Raw genomic sequence first — 16,831 nt, 5'->3', positions numbered from 1 at the left:
CAGTTGACTTTTTCACTCACAGACTTATCCACAGGCTGGGAGTCATTTTGCCGTGGCTGAAATAGCGCTTATGTGGCATGCTTAGCGCCATCTAAGTCATCGATAAACGAAAAATACTTATGCCAACCGTCGCTAAAAACCCACTTGTGCTTGTGGATGGATCTTCCTATTTATATCGCGCTTATTATGCGCCTCCTCACCTGACAAACTCAAAGGGCGAAGCAACCGGTGCCGTTTATGGCGTAGTGAATATGTTACGCAGCTTGCTGACTCGCTATCAGCCGAGCCATATCGCAGTCGTGTTCGATGCCAAGGGCAAAACCTTCCGCAATGACATGTACAGCGAGTACAAAGCACAGCGCCCACCTATGCCTGATGACCTACGTTCGCAAATCGAACCTTTACACCGCATTATTCGTGCACTGGGTTTACCACTGATTTCGATTTCCGGCGTCGAAGCCGATGACGTGATCGGCACTATTGCTCGCCAAGCCAGTTTAGAAAACCGTGCAGTGCTTATCAGCACTGGCGATAAAGACATGACGCAGTTAGTCGATGAGAACGTCACGCTCATCAACACCATGACAGACACCATAATGGGCCCAGAAGAAGTCGCGATTAAATTTGGTGTTGGTCCAGACCGTATCATAGATTTGCTCGCGCTGATGGGCGACAAGGCCGATAACATTCCCGGCTTGCCCGGCGTTGGTGAGAAAACAGCGCTCGCTATGCTCACAGGAGCCGGCAGCGTGAGTAACTTATTAGCGGAACCCGAAAAAGTCGCCGAGCTCGGCTTTAGGGGTTCTAAAACCATGGCGGCGAAGATCATTGAAAATGCCGACATGCTCAAGCTTTCTTACGAACTCGCCACCATCAAAACCGATGTCGAACTTGAGCAAGACTGGCACGAACTCACCATCAAGCCTGCGGACAAAGATGAACTGATCAAATGCTACGGCGAGATGGAGTTTAAGCGTTGGTTAGCCGAAGTCTTAGATAATAAAATCACTGCAAATACCCCAATTGATGCGGCATCCGAGACACAGGAAGACTCAACTCCAGTTGAAGCGATTGCAACGCAGTACGACTGCATTCTCACGGAAGCCGAATTAGACGCTTGGATTGCTAAGCTTAAGCAAGCCGACTTGATGGCGGTAGACACTGAAACCACCAGCTTAGATTACATGGTGGCTGAATTAGTCGGGATCTCCTTCGCCGTTGAGGCAGGAAAAGCCGCTTATCTGCCTTTGACCCATGATTATGTTGGCGCACCGACTCAAATCGATAAAACCGTCGCGCTAGAAAAACTGCGTCCACTGCTTGAAGATCCAAAACTTAAGAAAGTCGGTCAAAATCTTAAGTACGACATCAGTATCTTAGCCAATGCGGGTATCAAACTGCAGGGCGTCGCTTTCGACACTATGCTCGAATCCTATGTTTTCAACTCAGTAGCTTCGCGCCATGATATGGATGGCTTAGCGCTCAAGTACTTAGGCCATAAGAATATCAGCTTCGAAGAAATCGCTGGCAAAGGTGCAAAACAGCTGACCTTCAACCAAATTCCACTAGAAACAGCTGCGCCTTATGCGGCCGAAGATGCCGACATCACCCTGCGTTTACACCAACATTTGTGGCCAAGACTTGAAAAAGAAGCGGAACTGGCCGCTATGTTTACCGAAGTCGAATTGCCGCTGATCCAAGTATTGTCGGATATTGAACGCCAAGGGGTATTAATCGACAGCATGTTACTCGGCCAACAAAGCGACGAGCTGGCGCGTAAAATCGATACCTTAGAAGAAAAAGCCTACGACATTGCCGGTGAGAAATTTAACCTTGGCTCGCCTAAGCAACTGCAAGTATTGTTTTTTGAAAAGCTAGGTTATCCGATCACCAAAAAGACCCCCAAGGGCGCACCATCGACCGCGGAAGAAGTGTTGGTCGAATTGGCGTTAGATTTCCCTCTGCCAAAGGTGATCCTCGAGCATCGCAGCCTATCTAAATTAAAGAGCACTTACACAGATAAACTGCCACTAATGGTCAACGCTAAAACGGGTCGTGTGCACACTAGCTATCATCAGGCCAATGCGGCAACAGGACGCTTATCATCGAGCGAGCCTAACCTGCAGAATATTCCTATCCGCACCGAAGAAGGTCGCCGTATTCGCCAAGCCTTTATCGCACCAGATGGTCGTAAAATTTTGGCCGCCGACTACTCGCAAATCGAACTACGGATCATGGCGCATTTATCCCAAGATGCTGGCTTACTCAAAGCCTTCGCCGAGGGCAAAGACATTCACAGAGCTACGGCTGCCGAAGTGTTTGGCACTGACTTTGATGAAGTAACCACAGAACAGCGTCGCCGCGCCAAAGCGGTTAACTTCGGCTTAATTTACGGCATGTCAGCCTTTGGTTTAGCGCGCCAGCTCGATATCCCGCGCCATGAAGCACAAACCTATATCGACACCTACTTTGCCCGTTATCCAGGCGTATTACGTTATATGGAAGAAACGCGTGCGGGGGCAGCCGACCTAGGTTACGTATCGACTCTGTTTGGTCGTCGTCTCTACTTACCCGAAATCCGTGATCGTAACGCGATGCGCCGCCAAGGTGCTGAACGTGCTGCGATTAATGCACCAATGCAAGGCACGGCTGCCGACATCATCAAAAAGGCCATGATCAATATCGCCCAGTGGATCAAGACAGAAACCCAAGGCGAAATCACTATGATCATGCAGGTTCACGATGAATTGGTGTTTGAAGTCGATGCGGATAAAGCAGAAGCGCTTAAAAAGACAATCTGTACTTTAATGGCACAAGCCGCCGATCTCGATGTTGAACTGCTTGCCGAAGCGGGTATTGGTAATAACTGGGATGAAGCCCACTAACCTTAGTGACATTAAAATCAAAACTAGCACTATCAATATGATTTAAAGTAAATAAAGCTAACCTGAATTCAATATTTTGAACTCAGGTTAGCTCTCTCCCGTCTTAATCATCTCTAAGCACATCAATACTGAGTCCCTTTTATTACTGTGCGCAAATTATCTTTTCACAATACAAATCAGATCGTTAAGTTAGGCAAAACTTCATCGGCAGCACAATACCTAACTCGCAACCAAACAATCTCTACTCCGCACGCTTTAGAGCGTTAAGTTCGGCGCAACTTAACTGGCGACATAATGTATGACTCACAGCCAAACAATCTGCATTCCGAACACGCGAGTTCGTTAAGCGCAGCGCAACTTAACAGACGACACAAACCATGACTCACAACTAAACATTCCTTTCCCCACAAACACTAGAGCCTTAAGTACGATGCAACTTCATCGGCAGCAATATGCATAACTCACTACCACACAATCTTTACCTGATACATTTAGCAGTAGAGCTCATCGATACACTGCCGCAGCAGATGGAGACTCAAGGTTGTGATTACGCGAATCGAAACGGCGTTAAAGCCAGCTATATATGCTCAAAAGTGTCATAACGGTTGTTCTCTCACGCGTACACTAAAACATTAAGCCAGATTTAGAGTAAAAACATTAAATCTCAAATATTGATCTCTTTTGTATATAAATTTCGGATTACCCCGCTAAATCAGCCGATTAAGCATTTTTAATGAAATTTTAAGATCAATTTAAGATGCTTTTTCACTCAAAACCTGAGATCAAGCGCACATAATTACCTCTTTTTTGAAAAAACTGTTTTCCATTTAAAGATAAATGGAGTAATATTCTCTGCGTAGGGTACAGAGGTTAAGATGTTCTATCTTTCAGACCTTTATTTCACTTATAGTGATGAGCCAAATTCTGGCGCCTCAGCAACTTGTTTGCTGAGGCTTTTTTTTGCTCTTTTTTCAGACTTTAGGTAAATTTTAGAGTATTTACTTTAATAAAAAGTAAATTGGCTGTATGCTAGTTTCATTGAGAACCATTGAAGCTAATTTGGTGGTGCTTGAGTCTTGTTGAATTTAGCTTCTCCCCAAAAGAGCTAATATTTTTGGCCGGTGACACTGTCATCGGCTATTTTTTTGCCTGAAATTGACGAAAAGTTAATAGGGATAAAAGCTTAACAAGAGGGAAAGATAAGGAAAAATTACAGGAAAAACAGAGGGGCGGCATACACAGTCAAACTCGACCATGTATGCCAAAACAGGCAATATTATTCGGCGTTGTTCGCCGCATCTAACTCATCAGTCAACCATTGCGGATGACACCATTCATTTAGAATAGCCAACACTTTAGGCTTACCGGTTCCTTTAAGCGATGAGAAAGGCTCAACTTGTACCCAGTCACCAAACTCACTCAACGCCAGACGCACTTCATTGACCGTTTTCATCTTAGCGCTTTGAGCTAATTTGTCTGACTTGGTCAGCAAAGCTAACACAGGGATTTCACTGGCAACCGCCCACTCGATCATCTGCATATCGAGATCTTTTAGTGGATGACGTATATCCATCAAGACAACCACGCCACTTAAACAAGCGCGTTTTTGCAAATATTCACCTAATGCCTGCTGCCATTTATTTTTCAACGCAAGCGGGACTTGTGCAAAACCATAGCCAGGTAAGTCAACTAAACGACGCTGAGCATCTAACTCAAATACGTTAATTAATTGAGTTCGGCCAGGGGTTTTACTGGTTCTTGCTAAACTTTTTTGCTCAGTTAATGCATTGAGTGCACTAGACTTTCCAGCATTAGAGCGGCCAGCAAATGCAATCTCAACTCCAACATCGCCGGGCAGATATTGATCCAAATGTGCAATGTCAGGTGCACTGATTAAAAACTTTGCCCTACGAAAATCTATACGAGATTCAGTCACTATTTACTCCGAAATTTTTCTACGCAATACCATAATTTATGAAGAATTACTTACTTTTCCACGTTTTCGTGTAAAATATTACTCCGATCACATTAATCATATTTTACCACGCTTGCGGGTCACCCTAGTAAGCTCAGGATAATAATCTTAACCAGAAGTTGGAACGCCATGAAAAAGCTAGCTCTTGCGCTGTCTGTTGTAATTGCCGCCATATCTTCACCTGCGATTGCTGAAGGTAATGCTGAAGCGGGAAAAACGAAAATCATTGTCTGTTCAGCCTGCCATGGTATGGACGGTAACAGTATGATCGATATGTACCCTAAACTTGCGGGCCAACACGCCACTTACCTCCAAAAGCAACTACATGATTTCCGTAGTGCAGCGCAAACTGGCGGTAAAGACGGTCGTATGGATCCTATCATGAGTGGCATGGCAATGCCTCTAAGCGATCAGGATATTCTCGACATTACTGCATATTTTTCTAGCCAAGCAATCCAAGTGGCTGAAGCGAAAGATGTCCCTGAGTTAGGCGCTAAACTTTACAAAGGTGGCGATGTTTCACGTGGTATTACCGCTTGTATGGCATGTCATGGCCCAGATGGTAAAGGCGCTGAACTTGCAGGCTTCCCAACATTAGCTGGCCAACACGCCAACTACATCAAGATCCAACTGACAAAATTCCGTGAAGCGGGTCGTCATAATGATCTGAACGGCATGATGCAAGATGTGGCTAAAAAGCTAAGCGATAGCGATATCGACGCACTATCTAAGTATCTTTCTAGCCTGAAGTAATCTTAGTCAGTTAAGAAAGGGGTGTATTATCACCCTTTTTTTACACCACCAAGTTGACGTGAACGTAAACTGCATAAGATTCATGCTTGACATAGATCACAGATTTGGGTTTAATAAGCCCCGTACCGAGATAAACCCATCTGTTTGTACAAAAAGATTAATAATAACTTACAGGTTTCGGTATAATTAACATTCAAGATATAAGAATAAAGACACTCAATAACAATAATATACTTAAGACCACTCTCTAATAATAACAAGAGTCGTGATTTCCACTTGAAATCCAGGTCAGCACAATTTTGTAAGGGATGGCCGATAACGCCAATTTGCTTCTAGCAAAACGCCTTACACTCAGGGTAACTTGCCCCATCAGGACACAGTTTACATGATGTAAACTGTAGCAAAGGAAGCGATAAGCTTAGGATGCACTGGCTGGATGCTTGTTATCACTGGAAGGTACTTAAGTAACACGGATGGTTAACTAAACGTCAATGATGACGATGCTATACAATGATGTGTCGCGAGACCATCTACGGAAACTGTGGTCAGGATGGCGACAGAAAAAATAAAGTGTCTGGAAGACCGTTAACAAAAATAATGCAGGGAAAGCAGTAAAAAAAAGAAGGATACCGACCGGGAAAGTCGCATAGCAAGTATGGATACTTGGAATCAGGATAAGGTGCTAAAGCACCCTTTGTAAGGCGGCAGTTTAACTGCCGCCTTTTTTCTTTGGTGTAAATACACCACCAGTGTCTAAAATGTGCACTCGACCAATATAATTGGTACAATCAAAGCCTTAATAACCACTTCAGCAGACTCAATGCCCAGATGCCCTCTTTGTCATAACAGTCAGACACAACTCCTTCATCAAGATAAAAAACGGAGTTTTTATGTTTGCAAGACATGTGAGTTAACCTTTGCGGATGCCAATAGCCATTTACCACCCGCGGCAGAGAAACAAAGGTACGGTCGTTCACGCATAGCGTTGAAGCAAAAGCAGCTATCGCAATTTATTTTGCCGCTGTTAGCGCAATTAGAGCAGCAGCAAGCTGGTAGTTTATTAGGATTGAATTTTGGACGCATACTCAATGATGAGAGTTTAGCGACCATAGAAAATGCGGGCCACAAGTTAAACCAATACGATCCCTTTTTTGCCCCGAATCATGATGTGTTAAAGCAAGAATATGATTTTATCTGCTGTTATCGCGTTTTTGAGCATTTTCAGTACCCAATAAAAGAGTGGGCCTTACTCTCTCGACTACTGCATCCTGGTGGTTGGTTAGCGATAAGCACACCGTTACTGACTGAATTAGATGGTTTTGCTAAGTGGCATTACAAGAACAACCTCACCCATGTGAGCTTTTACCAGCGACAAACCTTCGAGTACCTAGCAAACAATAGCGATTTTGAACTATTATTTGCCGCAAAGGACCTCGTTTTGATGCAAAAAACATCATAATCTGGTATAACACTCGGCCTAATTTCGCACCTTGTAGACAAGCTCAACCTTAGTCTGCGGGGCCATACGTTGTAAACAATTGAGAAGACCATGTCTCGTAGCAAGAAAACACGCAAGGGCGGCGAGAACAGCCCTAAGTTACAGCCAAGAGTGAAGAAGCAAGATCGCGCTGTAGCGACTGGCAAACGTAAAGATTCTGGCAATAAATCAGGCAGTCGTCATAACGAAAGCTTAATTTTAGCGCAAGCGCCGCAACAGCAGGCCGCGAAGAAAAAAGACCCGCGTCATGGCAGCAAAAAGCCTATTGCTTTAGCGATTCCAGCGGCAGTGGTTACAGATAAAGCCGCCCAGCCAAAAGTGAAACAAGCTAAGCTGACTGACGAGCAAAAACTGCTGAAATTGGAAGAAGATCCAAGACTAAATCAGCTGTTAGATATGCTGGAAGAAGGCCGTGATCTCAACGATGTAGATCAAAAATGGTTAGATCAACAGCTGAATAAGATTGAAGCTCTGATGGTTAAACTGGGCATTAGCGACGATATGGATGATGACGCACCTTCATCACCAGCTAAGTCTTTATCTGACGATGAGTTGTTCGACAAGTTCGAATCAGGCGCTGACTTACTGAAAGATTATCAAGACAAGTTCTAAACCTCTCAGTGCTAAGGCATAGGGAACTCAGTTTTTTAGCTGTGCTCCTTATGCCATTCATATAAGGAGTCTCTGTGTCTACGGCTATCATTATTCTCGGTTTTATCATCATAGTAGCGCTTAGTAGCTACGCCACCTTCTTAATCCTAAAACTCAAGCAGCAAAAAAAGCGTCAGCAGGCCGAACAAGCCGAGCGTGAAGTCACGGCGAATGCAAAACGCGCCCAAGTTTTAGATGATATCCGCTATATCGCCACTGCCATGATTGAAGACCGCTGTGAGATCTCTGAAGGTGTGGTCAGAATTGGGCGATTATTTGAAATCCTGTCATTGAGTGAGCGCGTGGCTCCCGATTACCCTTCATTATTCAAACACTTTGAGCTAATTAAAGATCATCCCATCATGGATGCTCGCCAAGCCTTGCCTAAGCAAGAAAGGATGAAGTTAGATTTGATCAGAATGAAGTCCGAAGCGGCATTAGAGCAAGGCATTAGTGATGACGCGAAAAAACTGGCGGATTACCAAGCCAAAGCGATGCATTAAACCCGCTCATTGTTATACCTCAAGACCACTTATGTTGTGGTTTTGAGGTCATCTCGATAAAACCCACTCCAATCTTACTCTGCTGTCTCCCGTGAGCCTGCGCACAAAACCACCACATATCGACAGACAAGCGTACTTTTTTGATAGATATTGCGTAACTTCTAAAAAGACAGACGTCATTTTTACAACCTAGATCAAGGTTATTTACTTAAGAACCTTGCATACTTCGCTTGTTGCTAATTTACCCACGGAGGACACGCCTTGAAGCAGCCCACTCAGATTAGCTGGGATCAGTCGATGATCGAAAAGTATAACTACAGCGGTCCCCGTTATACCTCTTACCCAACGGCATTGGAGTTCGATGACACATTCACCGAACAAAACCTGCTGACGGCCATTGAAAATAGCAAAAGCGATAAACTGTCGCTGTATATTCATATCCCGTTCTGCGCCAAGCTTTGTTATTACTGCGGCTGTAATAAAGTCATCACCCGCCACCAACACAAAGCCGATCAGTACATTGAATATTTAAGCCAAGAAATTATTAAACGTGCGCCCCTGTTTAAACATTACAGCGTAACCCAAATGCATTGGGGCGGCGGTACACCTACGTTCTTAAATCCTGAGCAGATTCTTAAACTTACGTCATTGATTAAAGCTAACTTTAACTTTGCGGAAGAAGGCGAGTACTCGATTGAAGTCGATCCTCGCGAGATAGAACTGTCAATGCTCGACACATTGAAAGAAGCGGGCTTCAACCGGATCTCCATTGGCGTACAAGATTTCAATAAAGAAGTGCAAATTGCCGTTAATCGCGAACAAGACGAGCAATTTATCTTCGACTTGATGGCCAAAGCGAAAGCCATGGGTTTTGTGTCAACCAACATAGATTTAATCTATGGTTTGCCACACCAAACGCCAGAAACCTTTGCCGTCACTATGCAGCGCGTTTTAGATTTATCACCTGACCGCCTGTCGGTATTTAACTATGCTCACTTACCTGCGCGCTTTGCCGCTCAACGTAAGATCAAAGACGAGCATTTACCTTCGCCAAAACAAAAACTCGAAATGCTGCACCAAACTATCGAGACCTTAACTGGCGCGGGTTACCAATATATCGGTATGGACCACTTTGCTAAACCCGATGACGAGTTAGCAAAGTTACAGCGCGAAGGCAGACTGCACCGCAACTTCCAAGGTTATACCACCCAAGAAGAATGCGATTTGTTAGGTCTTGGCGTGTCATCCATCAGCCAGATTGGCGACTGCTATGCGCAAAACCAGAAAGATATCCGCCCTTACTATGAAGCCATAGATAAGGAAGGCCATGCTTTGTGGAAAGGTTGTAGCCTGAACCGTGACGATGAAATCCGCCGCGTAGTGATTAAACAGCTGATTTGCCACTTCGAATTAGATATGGCGAAAATTGATGAGAAACTGGGGATTAACTTCGAAACCTATTTCGCGGAAGATCTTAAGTTAATGCAGACATTTATCGATGACAAGCTAGTTGAAATCGTCGACAGACAGATCACTATCAGCCCAACTGGCCGTTTATTGATCCGCAATATCTGTATGTGCTTCGACCTTTACTATCGTCAAAAAGCGCGTCAGCAACAGTTCTCGCGCGTGATCTAAAGCGCTTATCGCTGCACTCGCGAACGCTCATAAAAAATCCGACTCTAGAGTCGGATTTTTTATTTATAGCTATTTTTATTAATGACTCAGAGCTTATACCTTAGCGGCATACAGCGCTTTACGCTCACTGTCGGATAAAAACGCCATTTCAACGCCGTTGCGTTGCACCTGCGCTAACTCGGCATCGGTTAATTTGAGTTCAGCTTTAGCAATACGATACTCATGATTAATGTCGATAGCGCTCACACCGGGATCATCGGTATTTAAGTTGATCAATACGCCTGCATCCATAAAGGTTCTGAAAGGATGCTCAGCGTAAGAAGCGACTGTAGAAGTATGCAAGTTACTGGTTGGGCAAGATTCGATACCAATACGGTGCTTAGCGAGATATTCCATCAACTTAGGATCGTGAATCGCGTTCACCCCGTGGCCAATTCGCGTCGCGCCAAGTTCTTGAATCGCTTGCCACATACTTTGTGAACCCGCGGCTTCACCGGCGTGAGCCGTAATCGCCAGGTCAGCATCACGAACACGTTTAAAGTGCTCGTTAAATAACTCGCCAGGGAAACCCATTTCATCGCCAGCTAAGTCCATAGCCACGAGATGTTGTTTATGGGCGAGTAAGCCTTCAAGTTCTTGAGTACAAGCGGCTTGACCGAATGAACGTGACAAAATACCAATCAAATTGATCTTCACGTTATAGTCTTTTAAGCCCGCTTTAACGCCGTCGACTACCGCTTCAACTACGCCTTCAATCGGTAACTTATGGTTCATCGCCATATAGTAAGGACTAAAACGTAACTCAGCGTAATCTAAGCCAGACAACGCCGCATCGGCAACGTTTTCATAGGCAACGCGTTTAACCGCATCTAAGTCAGCGAGTACACCAACCATCCAATCGAGCTTCTTTAAGAAGGCGACTAAGCTAGTTTCTTTCCCCTGAATTTGCACAAAAGGTGCGAGAGTCTCTAAAGTATCGGCAGGTAGCGCAATGCCGTGTTGGTGTCCTAGTTCCCAAATGGTGTTTACTCGCACATTACCGTCTAGGTGACGATGCAGATCCACCAATGGAATGGATGTATCAATCATATTTAACCCCTATTTGAACTACCCAGCCAATGCTTTTGTTATTTGGTCGCGGGCGGACACTAAGTTTAACACGCATTTTCAGGGGCATTTATGCGCCAAACGCATTTAAATTCACATTCAGTCACAATTCTGCTTAATATCCATACAAGGAACTGCCGTATTCATCAGGCATAATGACTTCAATAACAACGAAAATATCAGAGATCGACTATGCATAAACTCTTAACCCCCAGTTTATTGATATGCGCATTAAGCGCCTGCAGTGCCACTCAAGCCACAAAAAATAGCCAAACCGCAGCGCCACAGGCAATATCAGCAACACAATCGCAAGTTGAGCCCATAGCACCCGCGCTGCAGGCGATTATCGACCAAAGCTGGCAATTACAGCTCAGCGCGAGTCCTGAAATGGCTTACAGTATGGGGGATGCCAGTGCCGCAGGAAAGTTATCGGATCTCTCGCCAGCTGCACTCGCTAAGCTCAATCAAGGCCAAATCGCAGTATTAGCGCAGCTCAAAGCACTCGACCGCAGCAGTTTGAGTAAAGAAGATAAGATTAACGCTCAAATACTGGAAGATCAGATCCAAAACGATGTCGACCTGTATCGCTTTAAAGATTATTACTTACCCATTACCGCGGAAAGCGGCTTCCACGCTTATATCACCTCAATCGCACAGGGAAGATTCAACACCCTTGAGGATTACCGCAACTATATTGCCAAACTCAATGCACTCCCGACCTATTTCGCCCAGCAAACTCACTGGCTAAAAAAAGGACTCGCCGAGGGAATAACGCCGCCTAAAGTGACACTCAATGGCTTTGAAGACAGTATCAGTGCTTATATCGTCCCTATGGAAAAGAGCGGTTATTTCAAACCTTTTACGCAATACCCCAGCTATTTCACTGAAGCACAAAAAACTCAGCTGACCCAAGAAGGTCGCGCCTTAGTCGAGCAAAAAGTCCTACCGCTATATCAAAACTTCTATGATTTTATGACCAAAGAGTACATTCCCAATGCACGGGAAAATATCGCGGCCAGCAGCTTACCTAACGGTGCTGAGTTTTATGAGAATCGAGTACGTTACTATACGACCTTGAATATGACGTCGGCAGAAGTGCATGAACTGGGCTTAAAAGAAGTTAAGCGTATCCGCCAAGAGATGGAGCAAATCATCAAGTCCGTTGGCTTTAAAGGCAGCTTTGCCGACTTCTTACATTTCCTGCGGACCGATCCCCAGTTCTACACCACCAGTGCCGACCAGTTACTCAAAGAAGCGGCATTTATTGCCAAAAAAGCCGATGCCATGCTGCCTAAGTACTTCGGCAAACTTCCCCGTAAACCCTATGGTATAGCGCCAGTGCCCGCCGAAATTGCGCCGAAATACACCACAGGACGATATTCAGGATCGAACAGCGATGACGAACCCGGTTACTACTGGGTCAACACTTATGCATTGGACAAACGCCCACTCTACGAGTTAGAAGCTTTAACTTTGCACGAAGCCGTACCCGGTCATCATCTGCAAATATCACTCAACTCTGAGCTAACGTCACTCCCTGACTTCCGTCGTTATGGCTATATCTCTGCCTTCGGTGAAGGCTGGGGTCTGTATTGCGAATACTTAGGTTTGGAGGCTGGCTTCTACCAAGATCCCTACAGTAACTTTGGCCGCTTAACCTATGAAATGTGGCGGGCGGCGCGTTTAGTAGTAGACACAGGTATGCATGCTCAAGGGTGGAGTCGTCAACAAGCCATCGACTTTATGGCCAGCAATACCGCGCTATCACTGCACAATGTCACGACCGAAATTGACCGTTATATTTCGTGGCCAGGACAAGCTTTGTCCTACAAGATTGGCGAGTTAACGATCAAGCGGTTACGTGCCAGAGCAGAAAAAGAACTCGGCGACAAGTTTGATATTCGCGCCTTCCACGACGCTGTGCTAGAAAATGGCTCAGTACCTATGTCGATCCTCGAACAGCAAATCAATGATTTTATTGAAGCTAAAAAGGCGACACGCTAAGTTAATCACAACCATGGGAGTCGTTATTTTCAGACTCCCATGGTTGTCTGTTACACTCTAGCAAACCATTCAAGCCAAATGATTTGCGACTGAGTATGAGCCAAGCCAAAGCGACATTTTCGACAGAACACGATTTAAATACCTCAGAGCAGCAAGCCTTCTGGAAAAGCGTTGTTCAAGACACGCTGATCACAGCCGATGGCATCACGCTGGCCTATATGATGGTCAAACATCCCCAAGCTCATACCGCAATCGTTCTCAGTAGTGGCCGAGTTGAATCCTATTTAAAGTACCAAGAATTAGTCTTCGACTTGTACCAACAGGGTTACTCAGTTTATGCCATCGATCACCGTGGCCAAGGATTGTCGGATCGTATGACAATCAATCCGCACATGGGTCACGTGCGAAGATTTAATGATTATATTGATGATTTTGCACTGTTTATGCAAAAGAAAGTGTTACCACAAAACGACAAACAGCTCATGCTACTTGGCCATTCAATGGGTGGCGCGATTGGCACTTTGTATCTCAAACAGCATCCCGATATTTTTACCGCCGCGGCATTTTCAGCGCCTATGTATGGCATCAAATTACCTATGCCAAAAGCATTCGTGCGCTGGTTAGCCAGTAAGCTCGATACCACTCTCAATGGCGGCGAACCTAATTATGTGCTTGGAGGACAGAACTATAAACCGGTTCCCTTCAAAGGAAATGAGCTAACCCATTGCCAAAGTAGATACCAAGCCTATCGAGACTTGTATGACGCGGCCCCTAAGTTACAACTCGGTTCCCCAACTAACCGTTGGTTGACAGAGTCTTTAGACGCGGCAGACACCTGCGTACTGGCAACGGCGCAAATTCGCACGCCGATCCTGATACTACAAGCGAGTGAAGATAAGATTGTTGATAATGCGGCCCAAAATCTTGCGGTGAGCACTCATTGCCAATTGAAGGTGATCGCAGGGGCTGCCCATGAGATTTTTATGGAAAAAGACGCCTATCGGAACCAAGCCTTAAATTATGCGCTCGACTTCTTTAAACGCTTCGCAATAAAGGACGAGGACAAACAAGCTGGATAAAGTCCGCTTGGTTTAGCGCTCGGCTGAATAAATAGCCCTGATAACCATCACAGCCAAATTCAACAAAGGCTTGATAGTGTTGGGGTGATTCAACGCCTTTAGCCACCACGTGCAAATTAAACTGCTGCGCAGAGACAATTAACGCCTTCACTCTTTGTGGCATTGCGGCTAATGAATCAATACAACTCATATCCAATTTAACCGCAACTAATGGCTGGTTGGCTAAACAACTTAAAGCACTCGAGCCAGAACCGAAATGATCGAGGACGATGCCTATCCCTGCATCAACTAACTTAGACACGCGCTCAGCCACAAACTGTGGTTGCATTAACAATGCGGCCTCATTGAGTTCAATACCCAGTTGATGAGCCGTAATGCCATGCTCTTTAACTAACGCAACCAATGCATCAACAAAATCTGCCTGACCAAATGAGAATGCACTGATATTAAGAGTTAAAGTCGGCAAACTCCGGCCTTGGGCATGGGATGTCTGAATAAACTGACACACACGATTAGCGACCCAAAAATCGAGTTCAGCAATCATTCCTCCCTGTTCGGCTAACGCCACGAACTCTGCAGGTGGGATAAACTCGCCATCGGCACGATACCAACGCGTGAGCACTTCAGCCGAGACCAATTCACTGTGCGCATTCATCACAGGTTGGAACATTAACGTCATACTATCTTGCTGTAATGCCGCCTGTAATTCCTGTTGTAACTGTTCATCACGGCTCTGACGTAAATCCATCTCAGCATGATAGAAAGCGCATCCCGCTTGCCCAGGTCGCTTAGCACTCAAGGTTGCTAGCTCGGCGCGGCGCATGACTAAAGCTGGATCTAAGGTCTCTATGCTGTCGAGCAAACAAATCCCCACATTCGCGCTGAGCTCAAAGTGATGATGACCGTAATGGAATGGTCGAGCAATCACTTGCCTTAACTCACTCGCAAGCGCTAAAGCACGACGCGCAGCCACTGAAGCATCAATCGCTAAGTCTTTCGCCAGCAAAACAAAATCACCGGACTCCAATCGACCAACGGTAATATTCTCAGTGAAATAACTCGATAGACGTGCAGCCACTTGCGTGAGTAAGCGCTCTAATTCGTGGGAGTTTAGAGTCGCGACCAAGCCTAATCTATCCACTTCAACGAGTAACAATGCCCCCCATTGACCTGAACTATTACCTTGGGTTAAAAATTGCGACAGTCGCGCCATAAAGACATCGGGCAAAATTTTACGACCCGTAACAGATTGATCCACAAGTTCATTAATCGCAGCATGGTTCTTGGCACTTTCTGACACATCCATATGAATGCCGATCATCCGAGTCGGACGTCCTTGAGGGTCCCAATCAACCAGCATGCCGCGATCAAGCACCCACACATAATGCCCCTCTCTATGTCGCAGGCGATGGACACTTTCAAATTCTTTACTCTTACCGCTAACGTACTCCTGCAACGCATCAAGTACGATATCCCTATCATCGGGATGTAACCGCGTTTCCCAAGTCTGGAATACGCCCGCTAATTCATCCGGCGCATAACCGATCATCTCTTTCCAGCGATCAGACAGAAAAACCTCACCCGTACTGATATCCCAATCCCAAATACCGTTCCGCGAGCCTTCCACCGCAAACAGCCAGCGCAGTTCGCTGTCATTCAACTGTTTCACGGCACGACTCAAACGTTCATGTACCTGCTGCAAACTGGCTTGCAATGATAAGACTTCTGATGAGCTCCATGGGATCGATGTCGAAAAGGAAGAAGTCCCTACCTGTTTAGCGGCCTCGCTTAATATTTGGAATGGACGGATCAACAGGAAATAGAGAATGAAGGTAAAACCAATCAGTAATAATCCACCCAACCCCCAAACCCGCATAAAACGTTGTTGTAACTTAGCGGAAGCTTCGGCGACTAAAGGCGCTAAATCGGCTTCAAGATAAATCAAATCAACCGCACCACCATACTGAGGCAAGACGGGATAATATGCTTGAATGGTTAAGCGTTCGAGATTAACAAGAATTTGTGGCAGGAAAGCCTGAACCACAGCACGATGACGAGTAGCATCATAACCATCAATGACTTGCATGGCATTGCTATCGCGCCAAACAGTATGGTTTGCAAAACGAATACGGCTATCAGCATCAACTAAGATATAAACCATAGTGCCCATATCCAGCGCAGCTAAGGAAACCTCCTGCTCGATCCGCTCCACATCCTGTAAAGCCTGCGCCGATTGAACCACATTCTGCATCCGGAACAACTGCTGCTTTATCAGTGTCGATTGTCGCTGCGCCAATTCAGCACGCACTTGATCGCTTTCAAACAGGTACTCGCCTATGACCAACACTAAATATAGTGTCAGCATACACAGAGGGAGCAGTACCGCGAGCGAAAGCTTACGAAGCATAGGCAACAGACAGCCTTTAACAAAAATGTGAATAGTTTTTGTATGCTAACGGGAAACTAACCACTAAGCAAAAGGACTTATCAAACTAAGCGAGATCTTGATGTAAATAATGAACTTAGAGTATAAAAGTCTGAAATATAGGAAGGAAAAAACGTAAAGAACTAGCGAAATGACCAGAGCTAAAACGAATAGAACAATGTTCTGTATTAACGCTGATTTAACAAATTGCAGACGCAAAAAAGCCAGCTTATTCAGCTGGCTTCGTTACATCTCAATGAGATAATTAGGCGCTTGGCGATGACCTACTCTCACATGGGGAGACCCCACACTA

11 protein-coding genes are annotated in these 16,831 nt (G+C 45.3%); 8 read left to right on the top strand and 3 right to left on the bottom strand.

Features of this window, described 5'->3' with window-relative positions; translation table 11 throughout:
- Positions 1-119: 119 nt before the first annotated feature.
- Positions 120-2,885 (top strand): DNA polymerase I, encoded by a 2,766-nt coding sequence (polA, locus tag KV201_RS18060; RefSeq protein WP_226060115.1) that lies wholly within the window; start codon positions 120-122, stop codon positions 2,883-2,885.
- Positions 2,886-4,161: 1,276 nt separating this feature from the next.
- On the opposite strand, the gene yihA is transcribed toward polA, so the two are convergent.
- Positions 4,162-4,821: a ribosome biogenesis GTP-binding protein YihA/YsxC gene (gene yihA / locus KV201_RS18055; RefSeq protein ID WP_006079362.1), complete on the bottom strand. Its 660-nt coding sequence runs from the start codon at positions 4,819-4,821 to the stop codon at positions 4,162-4,164.
- A 168-nt stretch (positions 4,822-4,989) separates the two neighbouring features.
- Here yihA and KV201_RS18050 point away from each other — a divergent pair, with 168 nt between their 5' ends.
- The 5 genes from KV201_RS18050 to hemN all read left to right on the top strand — a co-directional run bounded on the left by KV201_RS18050 (position 4,990) and on the right by hemN (position 9,903).
- Complete coding sequence (locus KV201_RS18050; protein ID WP_006084749.1) at positions 4,990-5,613, top strand: cytochrome c; 624 nt, start codon at positions 4,990-4,992, stop codon at positions 5,611-5,613.
- A gap of 820 nt (positions 5,614-6,433) precedes the next feature.
- Positions 6,434-7,072 carry a class I SAM-dependent methyltransferase gene (locus KV201_RS18045; protein ID WP_226060114.1) on the top strand — a complete coding sequence of 213 codons (639 nt, stop codon included), beginning with the start codon at positions 6,434-6,436 and terminating at the stop codon, positions 7,070-7,072.
- Positions 7,073-7,162: 90 nt separating this feature from the next.
- On the top strand, positions 7,163-7,723 hold the full coding sequence (yihI, locus tag KV201_RS18040; RefSeq protein ID WP_006079359.1) for a Der GTPase-activating protein YihI: 561 nt from the start codon (positions 7,163-7,165) through the stop codon (positions 7,721-7,723).
- A gap of 74 nt (positions 7,724-7,797) precedes the next feature.
- Positions 7,798-8,265: a DUF2489 domain-containing protein gene (locus tag KV201_RS18035; protein ID WP_006079358.1), complete on the top strand. Its 468-nt coding sequence runs from the start codon at positions 7,798-7,800 to the stop codon at positions 8,263-8,265.
- Positions 8,266-8,526: 261 nt separating this feature from the next.
- Positions 8,527-9,903, top strand: coding sequence for an oxygen-independent coproporphyrinogen III oxidase (hemN, locus tag KV201_RS18030; RefSeq protein WP_006084752.1), 1,377 nt, complete (start codon positions 8,527-8,529; stop codon positions 9,901-9,903).
- Between the two features lie 93 nt (positions 9,904-9,996).
- Here the strand turns inward: hemN and add are convergent, their stop codons facing one another.
- Positions 9,997-10,992, bottom strand: a complete 996-nt coding sequence (gene add, locus KV201_RS18025; protein WP_226060113.1) for an adenosine deaminase — start codon at positions 10,990-10,992, stop codon at positions 9,997-9,999.
- Between the two features lie 210 nt (positions 10,993-11,202).
- Between add and KV201_RS18020 the strand changes: the two genes are divergently transcribed.
- A complete protein-coding gene (locus tag KV201_RS18020; RefSeq protein WP_226060112.1) occupies positions 11,203-13,014 on the top strand; it encodes a DUF885 family protein in 1,812 nt (603 codons plus the stop codon).
- A gap of 95 nt (positions 13,015-13,109) precedes the next feature.
- Positions 13,110-14,093, top strand: a complete 984-nt coding sequence (locus KV201_RS18015) for an alpha/beta fold hydrolase (protein WP_226060111.1) — start codon at positions 13,110-13,112, stop codon at positions 14,091-14,093.
- Here the strand turns inward: KV201_RS18015 and KV201_RS18010 are convergent.
- On the bottom strand, positions 14,050-16,500 hold the full coding sequence (locus KV201_RS18010) for a GGDEF domain-containing phosphodiesterase (protein ID WP_226060110.1): 2,451 nt from the start codon (positions 16,498-16,500) through the stop codon (positions 14,050-14,052). The two genes, KV201_RS18015 and KV201_RS18010, sit on opposite strands and share 44 nt — an antisense overlap.
- Positions 16,501-16,831: the final 331 nt, after the last annotated feature.

Origin of the sequence: Shewanella sp. SR1, from assembly GCF_020447145.1 — a bacterium.
In the GTDB taxonomy this organism is placed as follows: Bacteria; Pseudomonadota; Gammaproteobacteria; order Enterobacterales; family Shewanellaceae; genus Shewanella; species Shewanella baltica.
Note: the sequence above shows the minus strand (reverse complement) of the source record. Positions and strands in the feature narration are given on the sequence as shown.